Annotated in this window: 20 protein-coding genes; 3 read left to right on the plus strand and 17 right to left on the minus strand. The window is 69.7% G+C overall.

Annotated features, from left to right (window positions below; all coding sequences use genetic code 11):
* The 4 genes from C1A38_RS20380 to chvE form a co-directional block, all read right to left on the minus strand.
* On the minus strand, positions 1–1176 hold a 1176-nt coding region (locus tag C1A38_RS20380; protein WP_102659358.1), incomplete at its 3' end, for an ROK family transcriptional regulator.
* Positions 1177–1286: 110 nt separating this feature from the next.
* On the minus strand, positions 1287–2537 hold the full coding sequence (gene mmsB / locus C1A38_RS20385) for a multiple monosaccharide ABC transporter permease (protein WP_102659359.1): 1251 nt from the start codon (positions 2535–2537) through the stop codon (positions 1287–1289).
* The gene (mmsA, locus tag C1A38_RS20390; protein WP_102659393.1) at positions 2534–4072 is read right to left on the minus strand and encodes a multiple monosaccharide ABC transporter ATP-binding protein; all 1539 of its coding nucleotides are present in this window, start codon (positions 4070–4072) and stop codon (positions 2534–2536) included. Before mmsA ends, mmsB begins: the two co-directional genes overlap by 4 nt.
* Positions 4073–4166: 94 nt before the next feature.
* A complete protein-coding gene (chvE, locus tag C1A38_RS20395) occupies positions 4167–5297 on the minus strand; it encodes a multiple monosaccharide ABC transporter substrate-binding protein (RefSeq protein ID WP_043720736.1) in 1131 nt (376 codons plus the stop codon).
* Between the two features lie 519 nt (positions 5298–5816).
* Here chvE and C1A38_RS20400 point away from each other — a divergent pair.
* Positions 5817–7118 (plus strand): hypothetical protein, encoded by a 1302-nt coding sequence (locus tag C1A38_RS20400; protein WP_102659360.1) that lies wholly within the window; start codon positions 5817–5819, stop codon positions 7116–7118.
* 162 nt (positions 7119–7280) lie between these two features.
* Here the strand turns inward: C1A38_RS20400 and C1A38_RS20405 are convergent, their stop codons facing one another.
* From C1A38_RS20405 to C1A38_RS20420, 4 genes are all read right to left on the minus strand, one after another.
* Positions 7281–10277, minus strand: coding sequence for a glycoside hydrolase family 95 protein (locus C1A38_RS20405; protein WP_102659361.1), 2997 nt, complete (start codon positions 10275–10277; stop codon positions 7281–7283).
* A 360-nt stretch (positions 10278–10637) separates the two neighbouring features.
* A complete protein-coding gene (locus C1A38_RS20410) occupies positions 10638–11096 on the minus strand; it encodes a hypothetical protein (RefSeq protein WP_102659362.1) in 459 nt (152 codons plus the stop codon).
* Positions 11097–11235: 139 nt separating this feature from the next.
* Positions 11236–11991 carry an SDR family oxidoreductase gene (locus C1A38_RS20415; protein WP_199180270.1) on the minus strand — a complete coding sequence of 252 codons (756 nt, stop codon included), beginning with the start codon at positions 11989–11991 and terminating at the stop codon, positions 11236–11238.
* Positions 11992–11993: 2 nt separating this feature from the next.
* On the minus strand, positions 11994–13019 hold the full coding sequence (locus C1A38_RS20420) for a zinc-dependent alcohol dehydrogenase (RefSeq protein ID WP_102659364.1): 1026 nt from the start codon (positions 13017–13019) through the stop codon (positions 11994–11996).
* A 185-nt stretch (positions 13020–13204) separates the two neighbouring features.
* On the opposite strand from C1A38_RS20420, the gene C1A38_RS20425 reads away from it, so the two are divergent.
* Positions 13205–13957 (plus strand): FadR/GntR family transcriptional regulator, encoded by a 753-nt coding sequence (locus C1A38_RS20425; RefSeq protein WP_102659365.1) that lies wholly within the window; start codon positions 13205–13207, stop codon positions 13955–13957.
* Here C1A38_RS20425 and C1A38_RS20430 read toward each other — a convergent pair.
* From C1A38_RS20430 to C1A38_RS20450, 5 genes are read right to left on the minus strand one after another with little or no spacing between them, the layout of a single operon-like run.
* Positions 13909–14787 carry an amidohydrolase family protein gene (locus tag C1A38_RS20430; RefSeq protein WP_199180268.1) on the minus strand — a complete coding sequence of 293 codons (879 nt, stop codon included), beginning with the start codon at positions 14785–14787 and terminating at the stop codon, positions 13909–13911. The two genes, C1A38_RS20425 and C1A38_RS20430, sit on opposite strands and share 49 nt — an antisense overlap.
* The gene (locus C1A38_RS20435) at positions 14784–16127 is read right to left on the minus strand and encodes an enolase C-terminal domain-like protein (RefSeq protein WP_102659394.1); all 1344 of its coding nucleotides are present in this window, start codon (positions 16125–16127) and stop codon (positions 14784–14786) included. The genes C1A38_RS20430 and C1A38_RS20435 overlap by 4 nt, the downstream gene beginning before the upstream one ends.
* 52 nt (positions 16128–16179) lie before the next feature.
* Entirely contained in the window at positions 16180–17220 is a 1041-nt protein-coding gene (locus C1A38_RS20440; RefSeq protein WP_102659367.1) for an ABC transporter permease, read from the minus strand.
* On the minus strand, positions 17213–18754 hold the full coding sequence (locus tag C1A38_RS20445) for a sugar ABC transporter ATP-binding protein (RefSeq protein WP_102659368.1): 1542 nt from the start codon (positions 18752–18754) through the stop codon (positions 17213–17215). The genes C1A38_RS20440 and C1A38_RS20445 overlap by 8 nt, the downstream gene beginning before the upstream one ends.
* Complete coding sequence (locus tag C1A38_RS20450; RefSeq protein ID WP_233196925.1) at positions 18751–19812, minus strand: sugar ABC transporter substrate-binding protein; 1062 nt, start codon at positions 19810–19812, stop codon at positions 18751–18753. Before C1A38_RS20450 ends, C1A38_RS20445 begins: the two co-directional genes overlap by 4 nt.
* 416 nt (positions 19813–20228) lie before the next feature.
* On the opposite strand from C1A38_RS20450, the gene C1A38_RS20455 reads away from it, so the two are divergent.
* Positions 20229–20690 carry a VOC family protein gene (locus C1A38_RS20455; RefSeq protein ID WP_102659370.1) on the plus strand — a complete coding sequence of 154 codons (462 nt, stop codon included), beginning with the start codon at positions 20229–20231 and terminating at the stop codon, positions 20688–20690.
* Between the two features lie 62 nt (positions 20691–20752).
* Here the strand turns inward: C1A38_RS20455 and C1A38_RS20460 are convergent, their stop codons facing one another.
* The 4 genes from C1A38_RS20460 to C1A38_RS20475 are packed head-to-tail and all read right to left on the minus strand — an operon-like array spanning position 20753 to position 25102.
* Positions 20753–21901 carry a serine hydrolase domain-containing protein gene (locus C1A38_RS20460; protein ID WP_102659371.1) on the minus strand — a complete coding sequence of 383 codons (1149 nt, stop codon included), beginning with the start codon at positions 21899–21901 and terminating at the stop codon, positions 20753–20755.
* Positions 21902–21905: 4 nt separating this feature from the next.
* Positions 21906–22733, minus strand: a complete 828-nt coding sequence (locus C1A38_RS20465) for a carbohydrate ABC transporter permease (protein ID WP_013733644.1) — start codon at positions 22731–22733, stop codon at positions 21906–21908.
* Positions 22730–23695: a carbohydrate ABC transporter permease gene (locus C1A38_RS20470; RefSeq protein WP_102659372.1), complete on the minus strand. Its 966-nt coding sequence runs from the start codon at positions 23693–23695 to the stop codon at positions 22730–22732. The genes C1A38_RS20465 and C1A38_RS20470 overlap by 4 nt, the downstream gene beginning before the upstream one ends.
* Positions 23696–23740: 45 nt before the next feature.
* Entirely contained in the window at positions 23741–25102 is a 1362-nt protein-coding gene (locus C1A38_RS20475) for an ABC transporter substrate-binding protein (protein ID WP_013733642.1), read from the minus strand.
* Positions 25103–25209 lie beyond the last annotated feature (107 nt).

Raw genomic sequence — 25209 nt, forward strand, 5'->3', positions numbered from 1 at the left:
GAGGGGGGTCAGGGGGTTGGTGAGGAGGGGGGTGAAGGCCAGTTCGGCGGCGCCGGTGAGGGTGGCGTCGTCGCCGAGGGCGGCGATGCGCAGCTTGACGTGTTCGCGGGCGACCGGCAGGACGTTGCGGGCGATGCGGGCACGGACCTGGTCGGCCGCGCCCGGGTACAGGTCGCACAGCATCCCGCCGAACACCACCATCCCGGGATTGAACAGATTGATCAGGTTCGCCACCCCGATGCCGAGCCAGTCACCGACGCGCCGCAGCGCCTCGCGGGCCGCCGGATCTCCCCGGTCGGCGTCGTCGGTCACCGCGCGGATCGCGTCGCGGCCGAACAGTTCGGCGGGCCGACCGGCGGCGTCGAGCAGGGCGCGCTCGCCGACCTCGGCCTCCAGGCAGCCGTACGAGCCGCACCCACAGGCCCGCCCGTCGTACGGGTTGACCACCATGTGCCCGACTTCGCAGCCGTAGCCGCCGTCGCCGCCCAGCAACCGACCACCGACGATGATCCCGCCGCCGACCCCGACGTCCCCGTGCAGGTAGATGAGGTTGTGCAGGCCGACGCCCGCGCCACGCTGGTGTTCGGCCTGCGCGCCCAGGTGCGCCTCGTTGCCCACCAGCACCGGCAGGCCGAGCCCGAGCCGGCGACCCAGTTCGGCGCCGAATGCCTGGTCGACCCAGCCCAGGTCGGGACCGAAGCGCACCATCCCGTCGCCGGGGCGGATCATCCCGCAGTACGACGCGCCCACGCCCACGCAGGTGGCCGACGGCGGCGCGGCGCGATGCAACTGGCGACCGAAGCGGGCCAGCACCTCCACCACCTGCGGCAGGTCGGGCCCGGCGCGGGGGCGTACCGCCTCACGACGGTCCAGGATGACGCCGCCCAGCCCGACCCGGGCGGCGACCAGCCGGTCCACCGCCACGTCGAAGGCGAGTACGTAGATCCGGTCGGAGGCGGGACGTACCAGCAGGGACGGTCGGCCGGCACGACCGGTGTCCGACGGGGACTCCTCCTCGACCAGGCCGACCCGGGCCAGCTCGGTGGTCAGCGCGCGGATGGTGCTGCGGTTGAGCCCCATCCGCGCGGCCAGGTCGGCACGGCAGAGCGGACCGTCCAGATGCACATGGCGCAGCAGTGTGCTGGCGTTGCGCCGACGGATCTCCTCCTGGACCACACCGATCCTCCGGCATCAGCGTCGATGCGGACACCCTGACGCGAGGCAGTGTGGTCAACAGCTGCCGTGGCGTCAAGGCGAGGGCCGGGCGACCCACCCACACCGAACCGTCAACGGCTCGTCCCGGCGCGACGCTTGTTGTAGACGTCGAACGCGACGGCTACGAGCAGCACCAGTCCCTTCACCACCGACTGCATCGACTGCTCGACGCCCATCAACTGCATGCCGTTGCTCATCACCGCCATGATGAGGCCACCCACCATGGCACCGACCACGGTGCCCACGCCACCGGTGACGGCCGCGCCGCCGATGAACGCCGCGGCGATCGCGTCCAGCTCGAACATGTTGCCGGCCGCCGGCTGCGCGCCGTTGGAGCGGGAGGAGAAGATGACGCCGGCCACCGCGGACAGGAAGCCCATGTTGACGAAGATCCAGAAGTTGACCGTACGGACCTTCACGCCCGACAGCATCGCCGCCGGCAGGTTGCCGCCGATCGCGTACACCTGCCGACCGAACACCGTACGCCGGGTGAGCAGCCCGTAGACCAGCACCAGCACGGCCAGGATGATCAGCACGATGGGCAGGCCCCGGGCGTTGGCCAGCTGCCAGGCGAACCACATGACCACGGCGCCGACCAGGACCATTCGCGCGACGAACAACGCGAACGACTCCACCGGCTGCTGGTAGCGGATCCGCGCGAGCCGGGTGCGGAAGCAGCTCACCACGTACCCGGCCACCGCGATGCCACCGATGAGCAGGGTGAAGGCGTCGTAGCCGTCGCCGCCGATCAGCCCGTTGAGGAAGCCGGCCGCGATCTGGTTGTACTCCGCCGGGAACGGCGACAGCGAGACGTTCTCGAGCACCCGCAGTGTCAGACCACGGAACAGCAGCATTCCGGCGAGCGTCACGATGAAGGCCGGGATGCCCACGTACGCGACCCAGAAGCCGTGCCACGCACCGACCGCGAGCCCGACGGCCACCGCCGCGAGCACCCCGAGCCACCAGGGTTGCCCCTGCCGGATGACGACCACGGCGGAGACCGCGCCGGTCAGCGCCACCACCGAGCCGACCGACAGGTCGATGTGCCCGCCGATGATCACGATGACCATGCCGATGGCGAGCACCAGGATGTACGAGTACTGAAGGACGATGTTGGTGATGTTGCCGGGGCTCAGCGAGAGACCGTCGGTGAGGAAGGCGAAGAGCGCGACGATGACGACGAGCGCCACGAAGATGCCGCTCTGCCGCAGATTGTTCATGATCAGCGTACGCGGGTCGCTGCTACCGACGTGCAGTGCGTCGGCGGGCGTACTCTCGGCCGACCCGCTCTTGTGCACCGAGGAGGGCTTGGTGCTGGTCATCTGACGGATTCCTTGTCCTTCGCCATGAGTTCCATGAGCTTCTCCTGGGTCGCCTCGGCCGCCGGCAGCACGCCGGTGATCCGGCCCGCCGACAGGGTGTAGATGCGGTCGCACATGCCCAGCAGTTCCGGCAGTTCGGACGAGATCATGATGACCGCCTTACCGTCGGCCACCAGTTGGTTGATGATCGTGTAGATCTCGAACTTCGCCCCGACGTCGATGCCCCGGGTCGGCTCGTCCAGGATCAACACGTCCGGATCCGTGAACAGCCACTTCGACAGGACGACCTTCTGCTGGTTGCCGCCGGAGAGCTTGCCCACCACGGACAGCACGCTCGGCGCCTTGATGTTCATGTCGCGCCGGCTGGTCTCGGCGACCCGGGTCTCCTCGTTGTCGTGCACCCATCCGGCGCGGGCCAGCCTGTGCAGCCCGGCCGATGACACGTTGTGCCGGATGTCGTCGATGAGGTTGAGGCCGAAGCGCTTGCGGTCCTCGGTCGCGTACGCGATGCCGTTGCCGATCGCCTCGGACACCGACCGTGCCCTGATCTCCTTGCCGTGCATGTACAGCCGACCGGAGATGTCCCGCCCGTACGAGCGCCCGAAGACGCTCATCGCCAACTCGGTACGGCCCGCCCCCATCAACCCGGCGATGCCGACCACCTCGCCGGCCCGTACGTCGAGGCTCGCGCCGTCGACGACCAGCCGGTCCTGGGTGGGATGCCGCACGGTCCAGTCCTCGATGCGCAGCACCTCCGCCCCCGGGGAGGAGACCCGGTCGGGGTAGAAGCTGTCCAGGTCACGGCCGACCATGCCGCGGATGATCCGCTCCTGGGTCACCTCGCCCGAGCCCATCTCCAGCCGCTCCACCGTGCGGCCGTCGCGCAGCACGGTGGTCGAGTCGGCGATGGAGGTGATCTCGTTGAGCTTGTGCGAGATCATGATGCAGGTGATGCCCTGGTCGCGCAGCCGGCGCATCAGGTTCAGCAGGTGCGCGGAGTCGACGTCGTTGAGCGCGGCCGTCGGCTCGTCCAGGATCAGCAGCTTGACCTCTTTGGACAGCGCCTTGGCGATTTCGACAAGTTGCTGTTTGCCGACGCCGAGCTGCACCACGGGGGTGACCGGGTTCTCGTGCAGGCCGACCGAGGCGAGCAGCCGCGCCGCCTCGGCGTTTGTGCGGTTCCAGTCGATCAGGCCGCTGCGGCCACGGCGTTCGTTGCCGAGGAAGATGTTCTCGGCGATGGAGAGGTACGGCACCAGGGCGAGTTCCTGGTGGATGATGACGATGCCGTGGGCCTCGCTGTCGCGGATGCCGCGGAAGTCCACCGGCTTGCCGTCGAGCAGGATCTCACCGGAATAGCTGCCCGTCGGGTAGACGCCCGACAGCACCTTCATCAGGGTGGACTTGCCGGCGCCGTTCTCACCGCAGATGGCGTGGATCTCGCCACGTCGTACGGCGAGGGTGACGTCCTGGAGCGCCGCCACCCCCGGGAAGGTCTTGGTGATGCGACGCATCTCGAGGATGTGGTCGTCCATGATCACCGTCCTGCGGTCTCGATCGTGGTGCGGGGCGAAATGGGGTGGTCCGGGCTCGGCGGCGGGCACCCGCCGCCGAGCCCGGGGAGTGCCGTCAGCCCTTGGCCTGGCCGGCGGCGACCTCCTCGGCGGTGAAGTATCCGGAGTCGATCAGGACCGGCTTGATGTCGTCCTTGAACACGGTCTGCACCGGCAGCAGGTACGACGGGACGACCTTGACCCCGTTGTTGTAGGTCTCGGTGTCGTTGGCCTGCGGCGTCTTGTCCTGGAGGAACGACTCACCGGCGACCACGGCCTGCTCGGCCAGCAGCCGGGTGTCCTTGAAGATCGTGGAACTCTGCACGCCGTCGTTGATCAGCTTGACCGAGGCGATCTCGGCGTCCTGTCCGGTCACCACCGGCATGTCGCCGCTGTAGCCGGCGTTCTGCAGGGCGGTGATGATGCCGCGCGACAGGCCGTCGTACGGCGAGAGCACCCCGGCGACCTTGCTGCCGTCGTTGTAGCTCGACGTCAGCAGGTCCTCCATCCGCTTCTGCGCGCCCTCCTGCTGCCAGCGCAGGATCGCCACCTGATCGATCTTGGTCTGACCGGACTTCACCTTCAGCGTGCCGGCGTCGATGAACGGCTTGAGGGTTTCCATGGCGCCGTTGAAGAAGAAGTGGGCGTTGTTGTCGTCGAGTGACCCGGCGAACAGTTCGATGTTGAACGGCCCGGTCGCCTCGCCCTTCCCGCCGTCCTTGGTCTGCAGGCCCAGACCGACGAGAAGCGCGGTGGCCTGTGCCACGCCGACCTTGAAGTTGTCGAAGCTGACGTAGAAGTCGACGTTCGGGCTGTCCCGGATGAGGCGGTCGTAGGCGATGACCGGGATCTTGGCGTCGGCCGCCGCCTGCAACTGTCCGCTGAGCGCCGTGCCGTCGATCGCCGCGATGATCAGCACATCGGCACCACGGGTGATCATCTGGTCGACCTGCTGCGACTGGGTGGGGATGTCGTCGCCGGCGTACTGAAGGTCCACCTTGTAGCCCTTGGCCTCCAGCTTCTCCTTGACGGAGTTGCCGTCGGCGATCCACCGCTCGGAGGTCTGGGTGGGCATCGAGACGCCGATGGTCAGATCGCCGGGCTTGTCGCTGTCGTTGCCGCCACCACCGGCGCCGTCACCACTGCAGGCCGCCATGCTCAGCGCCAGGACGACGCTACCGAGAGCGGCCAGGATTTTTCTGCTCACTGGCTTCCCCAATCTGAACCCGCGCCGTCAGCCGGCTGCGTGGGTCGCACTTGGAGGCCAAGTGTTAGCGCTCACATGTAGCAGGTCAACACCTGCCCGGAAATCCAGCGGTCACGGTCTCGTAACGTTCCCACGACTCCTCCGATCAGCCAGGTAGCCGCAGGTCAGGGCGGGTGAAGGCGACGGGCGAAGCAGCATCTCATCGACACCTGAGGATGCCTCTGCGGCGTCGAACGCGACTCGCCGACGACCGCCGCGCAGCGCCCGAACGTCGCCCTGCGCCCCGTCGCGCACCGGGTGCGACATCGATGACCACAAAGGGTGACATCGGCGACCACAAGGGACGGCCGGACACGGTGAACCCGCGCAGGCAGCCTCGGGCCTCGACAGCCGCCTGTCCTTGACAGCACACCGACTCCCGGAAGATGCTCTGCTAAATCAGTTTAGCGACTGCATCCCCGGCTCCCCTGAGCAGTTGTCAGCACGCGCGGGCCAGTCGCACCCCACCAGGGAGGATCGATGAGACTGCGCAGGGCGCTGATCGCCGTCGCCGCGGCGCTGGCGATCGGCATGTCCGGTACGGCCTACGCCGCAGCCGGCGACCGGGGCGGTGCCGGCGGCATCGCCGGCATCACCCCCATCACCACCGTCTACACCTACGGTCAGAAGGTCTCGGCCGTCGCCGTCGAGTACCCCGCCACTGTCAACCCGCGCACCCTGGACACCTCGACCTTCGCGGTGTCCGACACCACGTACAACTTCCGCTTCAACCCGATCGAAGACCTGCCGAAGCTGGCGGAGCGGACGGTCACCCACACCTACACCAACGACGCCCCGACCGTCCGCGCCGACCGCCGGTCGGTGCCGGGGCGGTACGTCATCGTGGAGTTGGACCCGGACGAGAACCTCGGCTGGACCGTCGTGCTCTCCAAGTGCCCGACCTTCCTGTGCCACGTCAAGGTCAACGATGACCTGCCCACCCGGGTGGTCCAGCGCAAGGACGTCCACGCCCAGCCGGGCAACGGCAAGGGCAAGGGCCCGGTGCTGGCCAAGGCGGCGCCGAGCACCGCGCACCGGGTCACCGAGAAGGCCGTCAACCTGCTCGTCGACGACTTCCGGTACGGCTCGTACCTCAACGGCGGCATGGTGCTGCCGTACCACTACCACCTGCCGAAGAACTACCAGCCCGGCAGGACGTACCCGCTGATGGTGGTGCTGCCCGGCCACGGCATGGGCTGGGACGGCGACAACCTGGGCGTGCAGATCGCCGCCGACATCCCGGCGACGGCCTGGTTGCAGTCGAGCTGGACCGGCAGCACCGAGGACGTCATCGTGCTGGCCCCGCAGAACCAGCGGGTCGGTCTGCCCGCCGAGGGGGACCTGCTGATCCGGTTGGTCGAGCAGTTCGTCAAGGACCACCCGGTGGACACCGGCCGGGTCTACGCCACCACCGTGTCGTACGGCTCGCGTCTGCTGTGGGAGGCGTTCGCCAAGCGGCCCGACCTGTTCACCGCCGGCCTGGTCACCGGTGGCTTCCAGATCAGCGCCGCCCAGGCGACCGCGATCGCCGCCGGTGAGGTGCCGCTCTGGATCACCCACGGGGTCAACGACCACCTGCTCAACATCTCGCTGGCCCGCAACACGCACGCCGCGCTGCGGGCGGCGTACGAGGCGCAGGGCACCTCGCCCGAGCGGACCGCCGAGCTGCTGCGCTACACCGAGTACGGCGACGAGGCGTTCTCGCTGCCGGACCACCACGCCGCCTACGGCCCGACGTACGAGGACAGCAGCATCCTGCGGTGGCTGCTGGCCCAGCGGTGACGCGTCGGTGAGGATCGGCTCCTGACGCAGCGCGCCGGCCGCGGCACCCCCGTGGTGCGCGGCCGGCGCGCCGCTTTCGATGGTCCGTGCCCGCCCGGCGGAGCGGGCACGGACGTTCCTGGGGCCGACCCGAACGTTCCTGGGGGCCGACCCGGACGTTGCTCAGCCGCCGATCGCGACGGCGAAGATGTGCATGGTCGGCACGTTGGCTGCCGGTCGCGCGCTGATGTTCGGCAGTTCGACCCGGCTCACCGGCTTGTTCTGCAACCCCACCCCGACGTAGTAGACGCAGGCGGCGACGTTGTGCCGCTGGTTGCCGGGCCGGTTCTGGTACGCCGTCACGATGGCGGCGGTGGCGCCGGAGTGCGGTCCGCCGTACCAGTCGGGGGTGCTCAACGTGAAGCTCTGCCGGCTGCCGTCGGCGTAGACCACCGTGGCCGTGCCCGACACCGCACCGTAGGTGCCGGTGGCGAGGAACCCGAGCGTACGACCCGTGCCGGTCACGCTTATCGACTGCCCTGAGGCGATGGCGTTGTCCGCGCCGCCGGGGGCCACATTCGGCCAACGGAAGTTCACGCCGTTGCGGCTCACGGTGCTGCCCGGGGTGACGCCGGCCTGGGCCAGTGCCTGCGCGGAGAGGCTGGCGCCGTTGCCGTCGAAGTTGGCCGCCCCGGTGTTGGAGTCGTTCGTGGTGCTGGCGTTGCTGAAGCTCTGCTCCAGCGTCGGTGCGGTCGCCGCCGAGCCGGTGGCCCGGTAGGTGCGTCCACCCTGCACGGTGACCTCGATCAGGTCGGTCTCGACGCGGGTGGTGCGGGCCGGCGTGCCGTCGGTGGTGTCGACGACGGTGAAGGTGCCGGTGAACATCCGACCGCGCAGGCGTACGGTGCCGGGCCGGTCCGGCCGCACGAGGATCTCGGTGGCCTGGCCGTTGCTCCAGGTGATGCCGACGGTGTGCCCGCCGCGCCCGCGCAGGCCACTGACCGAGCCGTTGGGCCAGGCGGCCGGCAGGGCGGGCAGCAGGTGCAGTTCACCGGCGTGGCTGTGCAGCAGCATCTCGGCGATGCCGGCGGTGGCGCCGAAGTTCCCGTCGATCTGGAACGGTGGGTGCAGGTCGAACATGTTGGGGGCGAGCCGGGCGGTGGTGGCCAGGTAGCGGATGAGGTCGTGGGCGCGGTTGCCTTCCTCGAGGCGGGCCCAGAAGTTGATTTTCCAGGCCAGCGACCAGCCGGTGCCGTCGTCGCCGCGGATCTCCAGGGTCCGGCGGGCGGCCTCGAACAGTTGCGGGGTGCCGCGCCGGGTGATCTGGTTGCTGGGGGCGAGGCCGTAGAGGTGCGAGACGTGCCGGTGGTTGCGTTCGGTCTCCACCCAGTCGTAGAGCCACTCCATGATGTTGCCACGCGAGCCGATCCGGGTCGGGGCGAGCCGGTCGCGGGTGGCCCGGACCTGAGCCCGGAAGGTGGCATCGGTGTTGAGGATCTCGCTGGCTCGGGCACAGCCGTCGAAGAGATCCCGCAGGATCTGGTTGTCCATGGTAGGGCCGGCGCAGACGCTCGCGTCGGCATGGTGGCCGATCTCGGGTGAGTTCGACGGGTTGGTGACCAGGTAGCCGAGGCTCGGCTCGGTGACCAGGGTGTCGAGGAAGAACTGCGCGGCGCCCTTCATGGCGGGGTAGTTGGCGCGCAGGAAGTCCAGGTCGCCGGTGAACAGGTAGTGGTCCCAGATCATGGTGGCCAGCCACGCGCCGCCGGTCTGCCACATCCCCCAGAACGCGCCGTCGACCACCGACGATCCACGCCAGGCGTCGGTGTTGTGGTGGGTGACCCATCCCCCGGCCCCGTACTGCACCTGGGCGGTACGCGCGCCGCTGACGGTCAGGTCCTGGATCATCGAAAAGACCGGTTGGTAGCACTCGGACAGGTTCGTGGTGTCCGCCGGCCAGTAGTTCATCGGCAGGTTCGCGTTGATCGTGTACTTCGAATCCCAGGCCGGGGTCAGCGAGTCGTTCCAGATGCCCTGGAGGTTCGCCGGTTGGGTGCCCGGCCGCGACGAGGAGATCAGCAGGTACCGGCCGTACTGGAAGAGCAGGGCCGAGAACTGCGGGTCGTTCACCGAGTTGTGCTGGGCGATCCGTACGTCCGTCGGCTGGTCCGCCGCCGAGGTACGCCCCAGGTCGAGACTGACCCGACCGAACAGCGCCTGGTAGTCGGCGACGTGTCTGGCGCGCAGCTGGTCGTAGCTGCTGGCCCGGGCCGCGGTGAGGTGCCGCCGCGCGATGCCCTGGTAGTCGCCGCCGACGTTGCGGAAGTTGACATAGCTGGAGCCGATCGAGATGAGCAGGGTCACGCTTGTGGCGCCGCTGACCCGCAGCGTCCCACCGGAACTGCTCACGGTGCCGCCGCTGACGGTGGCGTGCGCCAGCGCGAGGAACCGGACCGCCCCGGTCACGCCTTCCTGGTTACCGGAGACGCCGTCGAGAGCGATCGTGGCCCCGTCCGGACTGGACACGGTGGTCCGCTGCGGGCTGTCGAACGTCGCGGTGAAGGTGATCGAGGCGGACCGGTCGGCGGTCAACCGCATCGCGATGACCTGGTCCGGCGCGCTGGCGAAGACCTCCCGCTGGAAGCGCACCCCGTTCATCACGTAGCTGACGGAGGTGGTCGCGGTGGTGAGATCCAGCTGCCGGTTGTACTGCGAGGTGCCGCTGGCGTTGGCGAAGGCCAGCCGGAGGTTGCCGACCGTCTGGTAGGCCAGTTGTCCGACCGGGTTGCCGAGCATGGTCTGGTTGATCAGGTTCTGGGCCTGGGTCCACTGGTTGGCGAAGACCAGCCGCCGGATCTCCGCGAGCGAGCCCTGACCTCTGGGGTTGCTGGAGTCGTGCGGCCCACCGGCCCAGACGGTGTCCTCGTTGAGCTGGAGCCGTTCCGTGTCGCTGTTGCCGAACACCATGGCGCCCAGTCGGCCGTTGCCGATCGGCAACGCCCGCAGCCAGTCGGTGCCGGCAGAGCGGTCGTACCAGAGCGCGAGGTCGCCGGCCGCCAGCACCTGTGGGGGTGCCACCGAGTCGGCGCGGGCGACTGCGGTCCAGGGCAGCGGCAGCAGGGCACCCCCGGCGCCCGCCGCGCCGATCTTGAGGGCCTGCCGTCGGGTCAGGTCTGACATCGATCCTCCAAGGCGGTGACCGATCCCGGCCACCCGAAGCGCGCGGAAACACTGAATGAGGAATCAGCCCGTTGAAGCCAGCCGCGGCCGCGATGCGTCAGGTCGCCGGTAGCCTGCGAAACAGGCAGACATATGATGTGTTTCGGGAATGTTACTACCGCCTCAGGCAATAGGCAATGGTCGATATTTGTCTCGGACCTGCCGGATGGACCCGCGAAAACCGCTGCCAGTGGTGATTCTGGGGGAAGGAAGGCCCGACACCCGGACATGCCGAAGAGTGCGACCGGCGCAGCGTTCGCCGGTCGCTTACATCAGATGTTCATGGGTACGCTTTGCTGCGTCGGGGCTGTGTGGTGGCGGCTATGCGGTCGGGCCGCGACGGGCGTGCGGAATCCGGTCCACGTTGGCCAGCCGGACGAGTGCGGCGGTGCGCAGCACGACGGGCTCGTCGAGGGCCAGCCGGCGCGCATGCTCGACGAACAGGTCCGGTATCCGGTAGCGGGCCCCGCACTCGACGACCAGCCGGCGCTCCACCAGGTCGGCCAGGGTGCGCCGGGCGTGCACGAGGGTCAGGTTGCCAAGCGCCGCCGCCGCGCACACGTCGAAATCCGGGCCCGGATGCAGACCCAGACAGCGGAACAGCCGCCGCCGGCTGGCGGGCAGGGCGCGGTAGGCCAGGTCGAAGGCGGCCGTCGCGGCCCGCTGCTCCGCAGCCGCGTCGACCGGCTGACGGCGTACGCGGTCAAGCGCGACGAACGTGGCGGTGGTGGTACCGCCCGGCAGCCGCCCCGCGTACCTCACCCGGCCTGCCAGCCGCATGAAACCCCCTCCTACCAGCCGAATCCGGGGAGTGACCTCCGACTTCGACGGTGGCCGCACCGGCAACCACGGTGTCCTTCTCCTGTGTCGAGAGATAAAATGTTATCGATAACACTGCAGGAGTCAATGGCACGGCAGTTCAGCGGGCCAGCCAGCCGCCATCGACCGGGATGATCGTCCCGTGCAGATAGGCCGCGGCGTCGGAGGCCAGGAACACGGTGATCCCCGCGAGGTCCTCGGGCCGCCCCCAGCGTCCGGCCGGGATCCGTTCCAGGATCGCCTGGTTGCGTTCCGGCTGCTCGCGCAACGCCTGGGTGTTGTCCGTGCTGATGTAGCCCGGTGCGATGGCGTTGACGTTGACGCCGTGCCGCGCCCACTCGTTTGCCAACGCACGGGTCAGCCCGGCGATCCCCGACTTCGCCGCAGCGTAGCCGGGCACGGTGATGCCCCCCTGGAAGCTCAACATCGACGCGGTGAAGATGATCTTCCCGCTGCCCCGGGCCACCATGTCCCGACCGACCTCGCGGGCGAGCAGGAACGGCGCGGACAGGTCGACCTCCAGCACGTGGTCCCAGTCGGTGTCGGAGTGCTCGACAGCCGGCGCGCGGCGGATGGTGCCGGCGTTGTTGACCAGGATGTCCACCGGCCGGTCCCGCTGGCCGAGCCACCGCGCGAGCGCCCGGACGGCCTCGCGGTCGGACAGGTCCGCGCGGTACGGCACGAACGAACGCCCCTGCGCGCCGACCCGGGCCGCGACCTCGCTACCGGTCTCCTCCAGGGCGGCGCTCACGCCGATCACGTCGGCGCCGGCCGCGGCGAGCGCTTCGGCCATCGCCAGGCCGATGCCGCGGCGGCAGCCGGTCACCACGGCCAGCCGGCCACTGAGGTCGAACATCGTCACGCGTCTCCTCCACAGTCCACGAGCACCTTGACGTCGCCACCGGTGGCCAGTGCCTCGAACGCCTGCGCCACCTCGGTCAACGGCACGATGCGGGAGATCAGCCGGTCGGCCGGCACCTGACCACCGTGCACCAGACGGACCGCCTCGACGTAGTCCGCGCGCTCGTAGACGCGTACGCCGATCACCTCCAGCTCGCGCCAGAAGATCCGGTGCAGGTCCACCTCGCGGGGGGCGGGGTGGATCGCCACCACGACCAACCGCCCGCGTACGGCGAGCAGGTCCGTCGCCGTACGGACACCGGCGGCTGATCCGGACACCTCGTACACCACCTCGGCACCGGCGCCCCCGGTCACCTCGCGGACGTAGCCGGCGACGTCGACAGTCGCGGGATCCACCGCGGACAGGCCGAGGTCGGCGGCGAGTTGACGCCGCCGCGGGTCGAGTTCGAGCACGGTCACCTGGGCACCGGTCGTCCGCGCGACGGTGCCGATGAGCAGCCCGACCGGGCCGGCGCCGATGACCACCGCGTGTTCACCGGCGACCAGGCGGGACCGCCGTACGTCGTGCACGGCCACCGCGGTCGGCTCCACCAGCGCGGCGTGGGCCAGGGACAGCCCTTCGGGCAGCGGCACCAGGATCCGCGCCGGCACCGTCCAGGACCGCTGCATCGCACCGGGCGAGTCGATGCCGACGAAGTTGAGCCGGTGACAGATGTGGGTGTGCCCGGCACGGCAGGCGGGACAGTCGCCGCACCAGTCCAGCGGCATCACCGTCACCGGGTCCCCCACCCGGTGGCCCTCGACACCGGCGCCCAACTCCGCGATACGGCCCGACATCTCGTGTCCGATCACCGCCGGCCGCTGGACCCGCTGGTCCATCGCGCCGTGGGCAATGTGCAGGTCGGTGCCGCAGATCCCGGTGTAGGCGACCTCGATGCGGACCTGCCCGGGGCCGGGCGGCACCGGGTCGGCCTCCTTGACGACGAAGGTCTGGTCGCCGACGTAGTACGCGCTGCGGTTCACGCCGCCTCCTCGGTCAGGTGCTTGTCGACGGACGTGACCGGACGCCGGTCCCGCTGCCCGGGCGGCACGGCGGACCGCGACGACGACAAACGTCCGATGTCTCTATAGTGGTGGATGCTGGTACCGGTCACCGCCGGTGGATCCGAGCCGAGGGCGCGAGGCGGGCCGGTCCGAAGGGGGCGTGGATGGCACTTACCGACGACGCGATCGCGAAGATCCGGAGCATGATCCAGAGCGGTGAGTTGCCGCCGGGGGCCCGGCTGCCACCGGAACCACAACTGGCCGCCCAGATGGGGCTCTCCCGCAGCGGCGTCCGGGAGGCGGTGAAGGTGCTGGAGTCGGCCCGGGTGCTCGACGTACGGCGCGGTGACGGCACCTATGTCACAAGTCTCGCTCCGCGACTGCTGCTGGAAGGGCTGGGCCTGGCGGTCGAACTGCTGCGCGACGACACCCTGCTGGAGGTCATGGAGGTGCGCCGGATGCTGGAGCCGGTGGCCACCGGCCTGGCGGCGCTGCGGATGACCGACGCCCAACTCGACGAACTGGCCCAGATCCTGGAGGACATGCGGGCCGCGGCCGACGACGCCGAGAAGCTGATCCAGTTCGACACCGCCTTCCACCACACCGTCATCGCGACCACCGGCAACGAGACCCTCACCTCGCTGCTGGACGGGCTCTCCAGCCGTACGCTGCGGGCCCGGGTGTGGCGTGGCCTGATCGAGGGCAACGCGGCACACAAGACGATCGACGAACACCACGCCATCTATCTCGCCCTGCGTTCGCGGGACCAGCTGCTCGCCCAGGCCAGCGCGCTGATCCACGTGAACACCTCCGAGGCGTGGTTGCGTACGGTGCTCGCGGCCAACGCGGCGAAGGCCCAGCGACGCGCTCATCCGGGCGCTCCGGCGGGGCGGATCGACGGTACGGACAGTCCGTAGGTGCGTACCGCGGTGCCGGCGAAGATCTCGTTGCGCTGCCGGTCGGTGAGCGTCGGCAGGGCCGCCTCCAGGGCCCGCCGCACGCCCGGATAATCCGACCTGAGCAGGCACACCGGCCAGTCCGAGCCAAACATCAGACGATCCGCGCCGAGCTGTTTCACCGCCTCCTCGACGAACGGCCGCAGGTCGTCCGGCGTCCAGTGCGGCGCCGCCTCGGTCACCAGGCCGGAGAGCTTGGCGGTCACGTTCGGGTGGGCCGCCAGGTCGCCGAAGGGCGCACGCCACCGGCGCAGTCCCGCCGCACCCTCGTCGACGCGGGGCTTGCCGAGGTGGTCCAGGACGAACCGGAGTTCGGGCAGCGCCTGGGCCGCCCGGGCCGCGGCGGGCAGCTGATCGGCCCGGATCACCAGGTCGAACACCAGGCCGGCGGCGGCGATCTCGGCCAGTCCCCGGCGTACCTCGGGCCGATCGAGGTAGTCGGGGTCGGTCTCCCCCTGCACCTGCGAGCGGAGCCCGACCAGCAACTCGCCACCGCGCAGCCGCCGGTATCCGGCGATGGTCTCGGCGACGTCACCGCCGGCCACGTCGAGCCAGGCCACCACTCCCAGGATCGGCGCGGTGTCGGCGGCGTAGCCGAGGAACTCGGCCGCCTCGTCGCGATGGCAGCGACCACCCTCGACGAGCACCGTGCCGTACACCCCGGTCGCGCTCAGCTCGGCGGTCAGGTCCTCCGGTGTGAACGGCCGGCGGATGACCGCCAGCTCGGGCTCGTCGAGCCAGGTGTAGCCGCGTTCCGGCCGCCACAGGTGGTGATGCGCGTCGATGATCATGCCGGCGCTCCCGCCATGGTCGGGGCGGCCCACTCCGGGCCGTCGGGGTAGCGGTAGTCGGCAAGCGCGGCGGGCACGAGTTGGGCGCTCATGCCCGGCGCGGTGGGGGCCAGGTAACGGCCGTCGCTGATGCGTACCGGATCGACGAAGTGTTCGTGCAGGTGGTCGACGTACTCGATGGCCCGCTCGTCGGTGCTGCCGCTGAGCGCGACGAAGTCGAACATGGCCAGGTGCTGCACCAACTCGCACAGGCCCACGCCACCGGCGTGCGGGCAGACCGGCACCCCGAACTTGGCGGCAAGCAGCAGGATCGCCAGGTTCTCGTTGACGCCGGCGACCCGGCACGCGTCGATCTGCACCACGTCGACCGCGTCGGCCTGGAGCAACTGCTTGAACATCACCGCGTTGTGCACGTGCTCGCCGGTGGCCACCTTCACCGGTGCCAGGGCGGCGCGTACGGCGGCGTGGCCCAGCACGTCGTCGGGCGAGGTCGGCTCCTCGATCCAGTACGGGTCGAACACGGCCAGCTCACGCATCCACTCGATCGCCTCGGGTACGCCCCAGACCTGGTTGGCGTCCACCGCGATGCGCACGTGCGGCCCGACCGCCTGCCGGGCGATGCCCATCCGGCGGATGTCGTCGGCCAGGTTGCCGCCGACCTTGAGCTTGATCAGGCGGTACCCCGCGTCGACTGCCTCCCGGCACAGCCGGGCCAGCTTCTCGTCGTCGTAGCCGAGCCAGCCGGGTGTGGTGGTGTATGCCGGGTAGCCCTCGGTCCGCAGGATCCGCTCGCGCTCGGCGCGGCCGTCGGCGGCGGCCCGCAGCAGCGCCACCGCCTCCTGCTCGGTGAGGGCGTCGCGCAGGTAGCGGAAGTCCACCTGGGCCACGAGTTGTTCCGGGGTGAGGTCGGCCAGCAGCTTCCACAACGGCTGACCGGCCCGCCGGGCGGCCAGGTCCCATACCGCGTTGACCAGGCCGCCGGCGGCCATGTGCACCACGCCTTTCTCCGGGCCCAGCCAGCGGATCTGGCTGTCGCCGACGAGTCGCCGGGCCAACGCGCCGGGGTCGGCGACGAGCTCGTCGACCGACTGGCCGATCACCATGGCGGCCAACGACTGCACCGCCGCCACCTGGATCTCGGTGCCGCGCCCCACCGTGAAGACCAGACCGTGCCCCTCGGCCCCGGCGGTGGTACGCAGCAGCACGTACGCGGCGGAATAGTCCGGGAACGGGTTCATCGCGTCCGACCCGTCCCGGTGCCGGGAGGTGGGGAATCGTACGTCGATGGTCTCTACGGACGAGATGAGTTCAGTCACCGGGGCTCCTGTGGGATCGGACATCTGACCTGCCTGTGCCGGGTGCTCGCCGGTCGGGGCGCCGCAGCGGTGCACCTCATGTCTGGGCCTTGCCTCCGGTGATGCGGGAGACCACCAGGGCCACCAGGATGACCGTGCCGTTGAGGAAGTTGGTCCACTGTGCGGGCACACCGGCCAGCGTCAACACGTTGATGATCATGAACAGGAGCAGGACACCGGTGAAGGCGCCGAACACTGTGCCCTTGCCGCCGTTGAGGCTGACCCCACCGATGACGGCGGCGGCGAACACCTGGAAGATGGCGCCGCTGCCCTGCGCCGCGGGCACCGAGGCGAGCCGACCGCTGATCAGCAGCCCGGCCAGGGCGGCGAGCATGCTGGCGACGATCAGCGCGATCCACAGCACCCGGTCGGTACGGATGCCGGCGGCGCGGGCCGCGTCGACGTTGCCGCCGATGGCGTAGAGCGCCCGACCGGCCCGGGTGTAGCCCAGCACCACGATGCCGACGGCGAACAGCAGCAACGACACCCAGATCGACACCGGTACGCCGACCCAGCTCGCCGAGCCCAGGTAGGTCATCGACTCGGGCAGGGCGAAGAAGGTCTTGCCACCGGAGATGCCGGTCAGCAGTCCGCGCAGCACGATGAGCATGCCCAGCGTGACGATGAACCCGTTGAGGCCGAACCGGACGATGAGCAGGCCGTTGAAGGCGCCGACGAGGGCGCCGACGGCAAGCACGACCGGGACCGCCCAGGCCGACGGCAGCACGTCGAGCCCGAGGCCGCGGGTCAGGGCCGGGTCGATGACCAGCCAGGCGGCGATGCCGGGGGCGAGTCCGAAGGTGGATTCCAGGGACAGGTCCATCTTCCCGGTGATCAGCACGATCGTCTGGGCGAGCACCACTATCGCGATCTCCGACATGCTCTGCAGCACGTTGATGATGTTGTCGGAGCTGAGGAAGACCGGGTTGACGACGAAGCCGACGATCGCGACCGCGATGATCGCCGGCACCAGGGCCAGGTCCCGCAGTCGGGCGATGGCCAGCGTCCGCGACGGCGGCCCGGCCGACGGTGGTGGCGCGGCAGCCGGTGACGCGGCGGTGGACAGCGTCTCAGACATGGTGGAGATCCACCCCTTCCATGGCGGCTACCAGATCGTTGTCGCTCCAGCCGTGGGCCATCTCGCGGACGACCCGTCCCTGGAACATCACCAGCACGCGGTCGCAGATCCGCAGGTCGTCGACCTCGTCGGAGACGACGAGCACGGTGGTGCCGCGGCGTCGTACCTGCTCGACGACGCCGAGCAGGGTCTGCTTGGACCGCACGTCGACACCGGCGGTCGGCGTGATGAGCACCAGCAGCTTCGGGTCACTGGCCAGCGCCCGGCCCATCACCACCTTCTGCTGGTTGCCGCCGGACAGCTCCGCGACGGGCACCTGCGGGCCGGCCGCCTTGATCGCGAGGTCGGCGATGCTCTGCCGGGCGAGGGCGTCGCGGCGCGCCGGGGAGATGAGACCCCGCCTGCCGACCCGGTGCGGCACGGTCATCGTGACGTTCTCCGCGATGGACAGCAGCGGCACCAGTCCCTCCCGGTGCCGGTCCTGCGGGACAAGACCCACGCCGGCGGCCAGCGCGTCGGGCACGCTGCCGGGACGCAACCGCCGGCCGTCGACGGTGATCGTCCCGCCCGCCGGGCGGGCCAGTCCGACGATCGCCTCGGCCACCTCGACCTTGCCGCTGCCGCCGCCACCGGCGATCCCGACGACCTCGCCGACCCTCGCCTCCAGCGACAGTTGCGCGCCGGAGGCGGTGACCAGGTCGCGTACCGACACCAGCACCGGCACCTCGCGCGACGGCGGCCGAGGTGCCGCCTCGGGCATGCTCACGTCCTCGCCCGTCATGGCCGCCACCAGCGCCGGCCGGCTCAGCTGCGCCACCGGGGCGGTCACGATGTGCCGGGCGTCGCGGAACACCGTCACCTGGTCGCAGATCTCGTAGATCTCCTGCAGGTGGTGGCTGATGAACAGAAACGTCACGCCCTGGGCGCGCAGGTCGCGGATGCGGGCGAACAACCGCCCGATGCCCGCGCCGTCCAGTTGGGCGGTCGGCTCGTCGAGGATGATGAACCGGGCCCCGAAGGACAGTGCCCGGGCGATCTCCACGAACTGCCGCTGCTCGACGGTGAGCGTCGCGGCGGGCTGGCGTACGTCGACGTCGACCGACCATTCGGCGAGCAGCTCCTGGGCCTGCCGGCGCAGGGTGTTCCAGCGGATCAGCCGGCCCGGCCCGCGGGCGTGCCGGTTGAGGAACAGGTTCTCCGCCACCGTCAGGGCCGGGATGATCGTCGACTTCTGGTAGACGCAGGCGACCTGCCGTCGCCATGCGTCGCGGTCGCCGAGCGGCGGTGCCGCAGCGCCGCCGAAGAGCACCCGGCCCTCGTCGGCCGCCTGCAGGCCGGTGAGGATGCCGACAAGCGTGGACTTGCCGGCACCGTTGCGCCCGACCAGGGCGTGGGTCTCCCCGCGCCGGACCACGATGCCGGCCTCGGACAGGGCCAGTGTCGATCCGAAGCGTTTGGTGACGTTCACCGCCTCGACGACGGGCTGGTCGTCGCCGACCGGCCCGTCGCTCGGGGCTTGCCGGGTGGCGCTCATCCGTTGTTGCCCCACAGCGAGGCGTCGTCGAACTTCGTGGTGGGCTCGCCGCCGATCGGCGCGCCGTCCAGGGTCACCAGCGGCGCTGGCAACTGGTCCTCCAGCAGCCCGTCACGCACCTGAATGATGGTGCTGCCGTGCTCGGTCGGGCCGGGCTGGAACGTCTTGCCCTCGATCGCCGCCTTGACGTACTCCAGCCCGTACTTGGCGTAGAGGTCGGCGGGCTGGCTGACAGTGGCGTCGATGAGACCCTCGCCGATGTTCTTCAGCTCCTCGGGGATGCCGTCGTTGGAGACCACGAAGACGTGCCTGGGGTCGGTCGGGGGCACCTGGAGACCGCGTTGCTTGAGGATCTGCAGCGTGCCGGAGAGGGCGAACGACGACTGCATGTAGATGCCCTTGATGTCCGGGTCGGAGGCGAACCGTGTCTGCAGCTTCGACGCCGCCACGTCCGCCTTCCAGTCGGTGGCCTCGCCGAAGACGGTGATGCCGGGGAAGTCCCGTTGCATGCACTCGTTGAACGCCTCGGTGCGGTCCCGGCCGTTGATCGAGTCGAGGCCGCCCTGGAGCATCACCACCTTGCCCTTGCCGCCGAGCTTGGTGCCGAGGAACTGGCAGGCCTTCGTCCCGTACGCGCGGTTGTCGGCGCGGACCACCATGAACACGTTGCCGGTGTCCGGTCGGGTGTCGATGGTGACCACCGGGATCTTCTTGTCGTCGAGCTGGGCCAGCGTGGGCGCGATGGCCGCGGTGTCCTGCGGCGCCATCACCACGCCCTTGACCCCCTGACTCATGAAGGTCTGGGTGTTCGAGATCAGGTTCGCGATGTCGTTCTGCGAGTTGGTGGTCTTCAGGTCGACCCCCAGCTCGGAGGCGAACTGCGGCACGTAGGTGATGTACGAGTTCCAGAAGTCGGTGTCGGAGCGCGGGTAGTCCACCCCGACGAGCAGTTCGGAGCCGGACCCGCCGGTCGCGTCGTTGCCGCAGCCGGCGGCGAAGGTGGCCGACGCGGCGAGCATCGTGGCCACCCCCATACCGAGCAGAGCCCTACGGTTCATTGCCGTTCCTCCATATCGGGAAGTCATCGACACGGTCGCGCCCGGGGACGGCGGCGACGCGGGTCGGACGGGGATGGCGAAGGATCAGACATCAAGGCGGCCTAGACATCGGACGTTATACGTTTCCGTGGCGTAACGTCAACGCCTCGATCCCGAGGCGGATGCGGCACTAGACACGCGGATCCGCGACGAAGACACGCCGATAGGTCTGATGATTGTGCGCGGTGACGACTCAGCGGGGCGAACGGTTCACCCGCCGATGTTGGCGGTCACAACCGGTCGCCGATCGACCACTGTTTCCCGTCGAAGAGGCGCTCCGGGAACGCTAACATCGACGCCCGGTGATTGTCAGCCCTCGTCCCGAATCGTCCCCGGGACGGCCCACCGAAGACCGACGTCACTGGCAGGCTGGGGGCATGAGTCGCCACATCCAAGTCACCTTCGACGCCCATGACCCGACGGCACTGTCGTCGTTCTGGCGGGACGTGCTGGGCTACGTACATCCGGGTCCGCCCGGGGTAGACCTGCCCGACGGCGCTGACCCGCTGGCCGCGTGGGACGACTTCCTCGCCCGACTCGGGGTGCCGCCGGAGCAGCGCAACACACGATCGGCCATCGAGGACCCGGACGGGCGCGGTCCCCGGCTGTTCTTCCAGCAGGTACCGGAGGACAAGGTCACCAAGAACCGGGTCCACCTCGACGTGCGGGTCGCGCCCGAATTGCAGGGCGACGAGCGGATGACCGCGCTGGAGGCCGAGTGTGATCGGCTGGTGGCGCTTGGCGCGAGCCGGCTACGCCGGGTCGAACCCGCGCCGCCGTTCGAGAGCGGCTTCATCGTGATGGCCGATCCGGAGGGCAACGAGTTCTGCCTGGACTGAACCGGCCACGAGGGGTGACGCCGACGCCACGGCCGGGGGGTGCGGCCGTGGCGTCGGGTGTCCTACTCCCCCAGGCAGTCGCGCACCGCGGCGCTGAGCAGGTTGGCTCGTTCGTCGTCGAAGCCGCCCATCTGGTTGACCACGTAAGCGAAGCCGACCTGGTGGGCGTCGTCACCGAAGGCCAGGTGCCCGCCGGCACCGTCGTGGCCGAAGCTGCGTGGCCCGAGCATCGGCCGGGGCAGCGAGTGCACGAGGAACCCGGTGCCCCACTGGTGTCCGGCGTCGGGGTGGCCGTACACCTGCTGGCCGGCGGCGCGGACGGCGATCGCGTCGTCGACGGACGCGGTGGTGAGCAGCGGGGGTCCGTCGATCTCCGACACGCAGGCGGCGTAGAGCCGGGCGAGGCTCTCGGCCGTGCTGACCGCGCCCGCGCCGGGGACCTGCGCCGCCTGGATGGCCGGGTCGTTGAAGCTGACCTCGTTGTTCTCGTCGGCCGGGAAGGGGAAAGCCCCGCCCATGGTGATGGCGCGTTCGGAGATCGGGTCGATCTCCGGGCCGGGGTCCCCGATCGGCCCCAGCATCCAGGCGACCGCGTCGCGTTCGGCGGCCGGCAGCCCGATCCAGGTACGCAGGCCGAGCGGCTCGGCGAGGGCCCGGGCGAACCAGACGCCGGGCAGCTCACCGGTGATCCGGCGGATCACCTCACCGATCAGCCAGCCGAAGGTGATCGGGTGATAGCTGTGCGCGGTGCCCGGCTTCCACAGTGGCGCCTGCACCTCGATCGCCTGGATCACCGGATCCCAGGCGAGCACTTCCTCCCGGGTGAAGGGCTTGTCCAGCGCCGACAGGCCGGACTGGTGGGTGAGCAGCCAGCGGACCGGGATCTCCGCCTTGCCGTTCTGGCCGAACTCGGGCCAGTAGCGGGTGACCGGGGCGTCCAGGTCCAGCCGGCCCTGCTGGACCAGCAGGTACGCGCAGATCGTCATGATCCCCTTGGTGCAGGAGAAGACGACGGCCGGTGTCCCGGCGGTCCACGGTCGCCCCGAGCGGGGGTCGGCCGACCCGCCGTGCAGGTCGACGACCTTGCGTCCGCGCCGGTAGACGGCGACCGCGGCGCCCACCTCCTGCCGGTGGGTGAAGTTGTCACGGAACACGTCGGCGACCCGGCCGAAGCCGTCGGCGACGTCACCGTGGATCTGGGTGTCGGTCAACCCGCTATCCCTTCACTGAGCCCTGAAGCAGGGCCTTGATGAACTGCCGCTGGAAGATCAGGAACACGATGAGTGTGGGGGTGAGGATCAACAACGACCCGGCGCACAGCAGCACCAGGTCCGTCCCCCACTGTCCCTGGAAAGCGCCGAGCGCACCAGCCATGGTCCGCTTGGTGGCATCGTCGACCATCACGATGGCGAGCAGGAACTGGTTCCAGGTCCAGAGGAACAGCAGGATCGTCAGCGAGGCGATCGCCGGGCGGGCCAGCGGCACGTGGATCCGCCAGAACAACTGCCAGGTGTTGCTGCCGTCGACCCGCGCCGCCTCGGACAGTTCGGCCGGCACGTTTGTGAAGTGCGCCCGCATCCAGAACACCGCGAACGGCATGTAGAGGCCGATCAGCGGCAGGATGATCGCCCAGCGGGTGTTGAGCAGGCCCAGGTCACGCATCTGGTAGTACAGCGGCGTGACCACCGCCTCGAAGGGCAGGGTCAGCCCGAGCAGCAGCAGTCCGAAGGCGATGTGACCGCCGGGTACCCGCAGGTGACCGAGGCCGAAGCCGGCCATTGTCGCGATGAGCACGCCGATCGGCACCACCCCGGCCACGATCAGCATGCTGGACTTGAGCAGGGCGCCCATGTTCGCGGCGGTGAAGGCGTCGGCGAAGTTGCTCCACTGTGGGTCCGACGGCCAGGCCAGACCGGTGGGTACGGTGCCGCGCGGTTGCAGCGCCGCCGACAGCATGCTCAGGAACGGCAGCAGGGTGACCACGACGAGTGCGATCAGGAAGATCCGCCCGCTCACCCGCTCGCTGCGACTTGTCAGGTTCATGGCTTCTCCCCTCGGGTCAGCCGCTGGATCGGCAGCACGCAGACCAGCACCAGCAGCATCAGCACCACGCCCAGGGCGGAGGCGAGCCCGACCTGCCGCTGGGAGAAGGCGAGCCGGTAGATCTCCAGGCCCGGCACGGTGGTCTGGATGCCCGGACCGCCGCTTGTGGAGATGTAGACGATGTCGAAGCTGGCCAGTGCCGCGATGACGGTCACCGTGAGGCAGACGCCGATCTCCTGGCGCAGGCTGGGCAGGGTCACCGCGAAGAACTCGCGGATCGGGCCGGCACCGTCCATCCGGGCCGCCTCATAGAGCGACGGGTCGATCTTGCTCATGCCGGTGACCAGCAGGATGGTGCAGAGGCCGAGCATGATCCAGGTCCCGATCACCCCGACCGCCGGCAGCGCGGTGCTGAACTCACCGAGCCAGGGACGGGTGACGCGGTCCAGGCCGACGGCCCGCAGCAGCTGGTTGACCAGGCCGTTGCTGGACAGCACCCAGCTCCAGGCGATGCCGGCCGCGACAAGCGGGATCACCTGCGGCAGGAACAGCACGGTACGGACCAGGGTGCCGCCCGGTCCGGTGGTGATCCGCCGTACCAGGCTGGCCACCAGCAGACCGAGCACGACCGGGATGAAGCTGAAGAAGATGATCAGGACGAACGCGTTCGTGATGATCTTCAGCAGGTCCCGGTCGGTGAAGACGGTCAGGTAGTTGTCGAACCCGACCCACTGGGCCGGCCCGATGCCGTTCCAGCGGTACAGCGAGTACTGCACGGTCAGCGCGAGCGGGCGCAGCACGAAGAAGCCGTACATGAGCAGAGCGGGCAGGACCCAGAGCCACCCGATCCACCTGGTCGGGCGACCCCTACGGTTTCGGCGCGCGGGTCGCGCCGGGTCCGCCCCGCCGGGCCGGGTCGCGGTGCCCGGCCCGGCGGGGACGCTGCCGAGGGCAGACGTCATCGGATTCCTTCCGTGGCTTCCCCGGCCCATGGGCCGGGGAAGAGGTCAGCGGGACAGTTCCTTCTCGTACTCGGCCTGCACCGCCTTGACGTAGCCCTGCGGGTTCTGCTGGCCGGCGATCAGCTTCTGCATCTCCGGGGTGATCGCCGAGGCGAAGATGCCGCCGGTGGCGTTGGCGGTGAAGTCGACGGCACCGTTGTCGGCGCCGAGCTGCTGCGAGGCCTTGAGGGTCTCGGCCAGCACGGTGCCCTCGCCCACGGCCGGCAGCGCCGACGTGCTCGGGCCGCCCGGGTGCGAGCCGCCGACGTTCACCGAGATCTCCCGGGCCTTGTCGTTGGTGTGCGCCCAGTTCAGGAAGTACGCGGCGGCGTCGGCGTTCTTGGCCTTGGCCCCGACGCCGAAGGTGTTCGGCGCGGACATCGCGACCCGCTTGGCGTCGGGGGTCTCACCCGGGAAGAGGAAGAAGCCGACGTTGCCGGCCATGTTCTTGTCCAGGTTCGCCGACTCCCAGTCGCCGTTGAACATGAACACGCCGTTGCCCTTCATGAACTCGCCCATCATCGCGGTGTAGTCGATGGCGTTGGCGTCCTTCGGGAAGTAGCCGGCCTGGGCCCACTTCTGGATGCTCTCGGTGGCCTTGAGCGCGGCCGGGGTGTCGAAGGTGGCACCCGGCTTCTGGAAGATCCAGTCGGCGATCTGCTGCGGGTCGCCGAACTGGTTCTGCAGCGCCTGGTGCGGGAAGTTGATGCCTGCGGTGTTCTTGTTGAACTGCATGATCGGCTGGAGGTTCGCCGCCTTGGCCTTGGCCAGCAGGTCCTCGAACTCGGCGATGGTGGCCGGCGGCTGGGTCATGCCGATCTGCTCGGCCTGCTTCTTGTTGTAGAACACGCCGGTGACGCTGTAGCCCAGCCCCATGCCGTAGAGGGAGCCGCTGCCACGCTGGGCGCCACCATCGGTGAGCCGCAGCTGCACCAGCTGGGAGGCGGGGAACTTGTCCCACCCATGGGCGTCGAAGTACGGGTCCAGGTTCTTCAGCAGGCCGTCCTTGACCAGGTCGACCATGGTGGGCAGCCGGATGATGTCGGGCGCGTTGTCCGAGGCCAGGACGCGCGGGGCGTTCTCCACGATGACGGTGAACTGGTCTTCGCGGACGTTGAACGTGACGTTCGGGTGCTGCTTGGTGAACTCGTCGGCGAGCGCCTTGGCCAGCGGGAAGCCGGTCTCGGCGTACATCTCCAAGGTGATCGGGTCGGTGCCGAGCTCGGTGCTGACCGCGGCGTCGGCATCGCCCGACGGGGTCTGCTCCGTGCCCGGAGCGCTACAGGCGGTGATGGTCAGGCCGGCGGTTAGCAGCGGCACGAGTAGTGCCAGCCGGCGTCGAGTGAACCTGGTCGAGAACTCCGGCACCTCAATGCTCCTTGACTCGTCCGCGTGCCTCGCCGTCTGACGGTCCGCGCGCCCCACGGATCGACCTTCGGCCGGGTGGGACGACGCGCCGGGACTCCGGCTCGCGG

Source organism: Verrucosispora sp. ts21, from assembly GCF_002879555.1.
GTDB lineage: Bacteria > Actinomycetota > Actinomycetes > Mycobacteriales > Micromonosporaceae > Micromonospora > Micromonospora gifhornensis.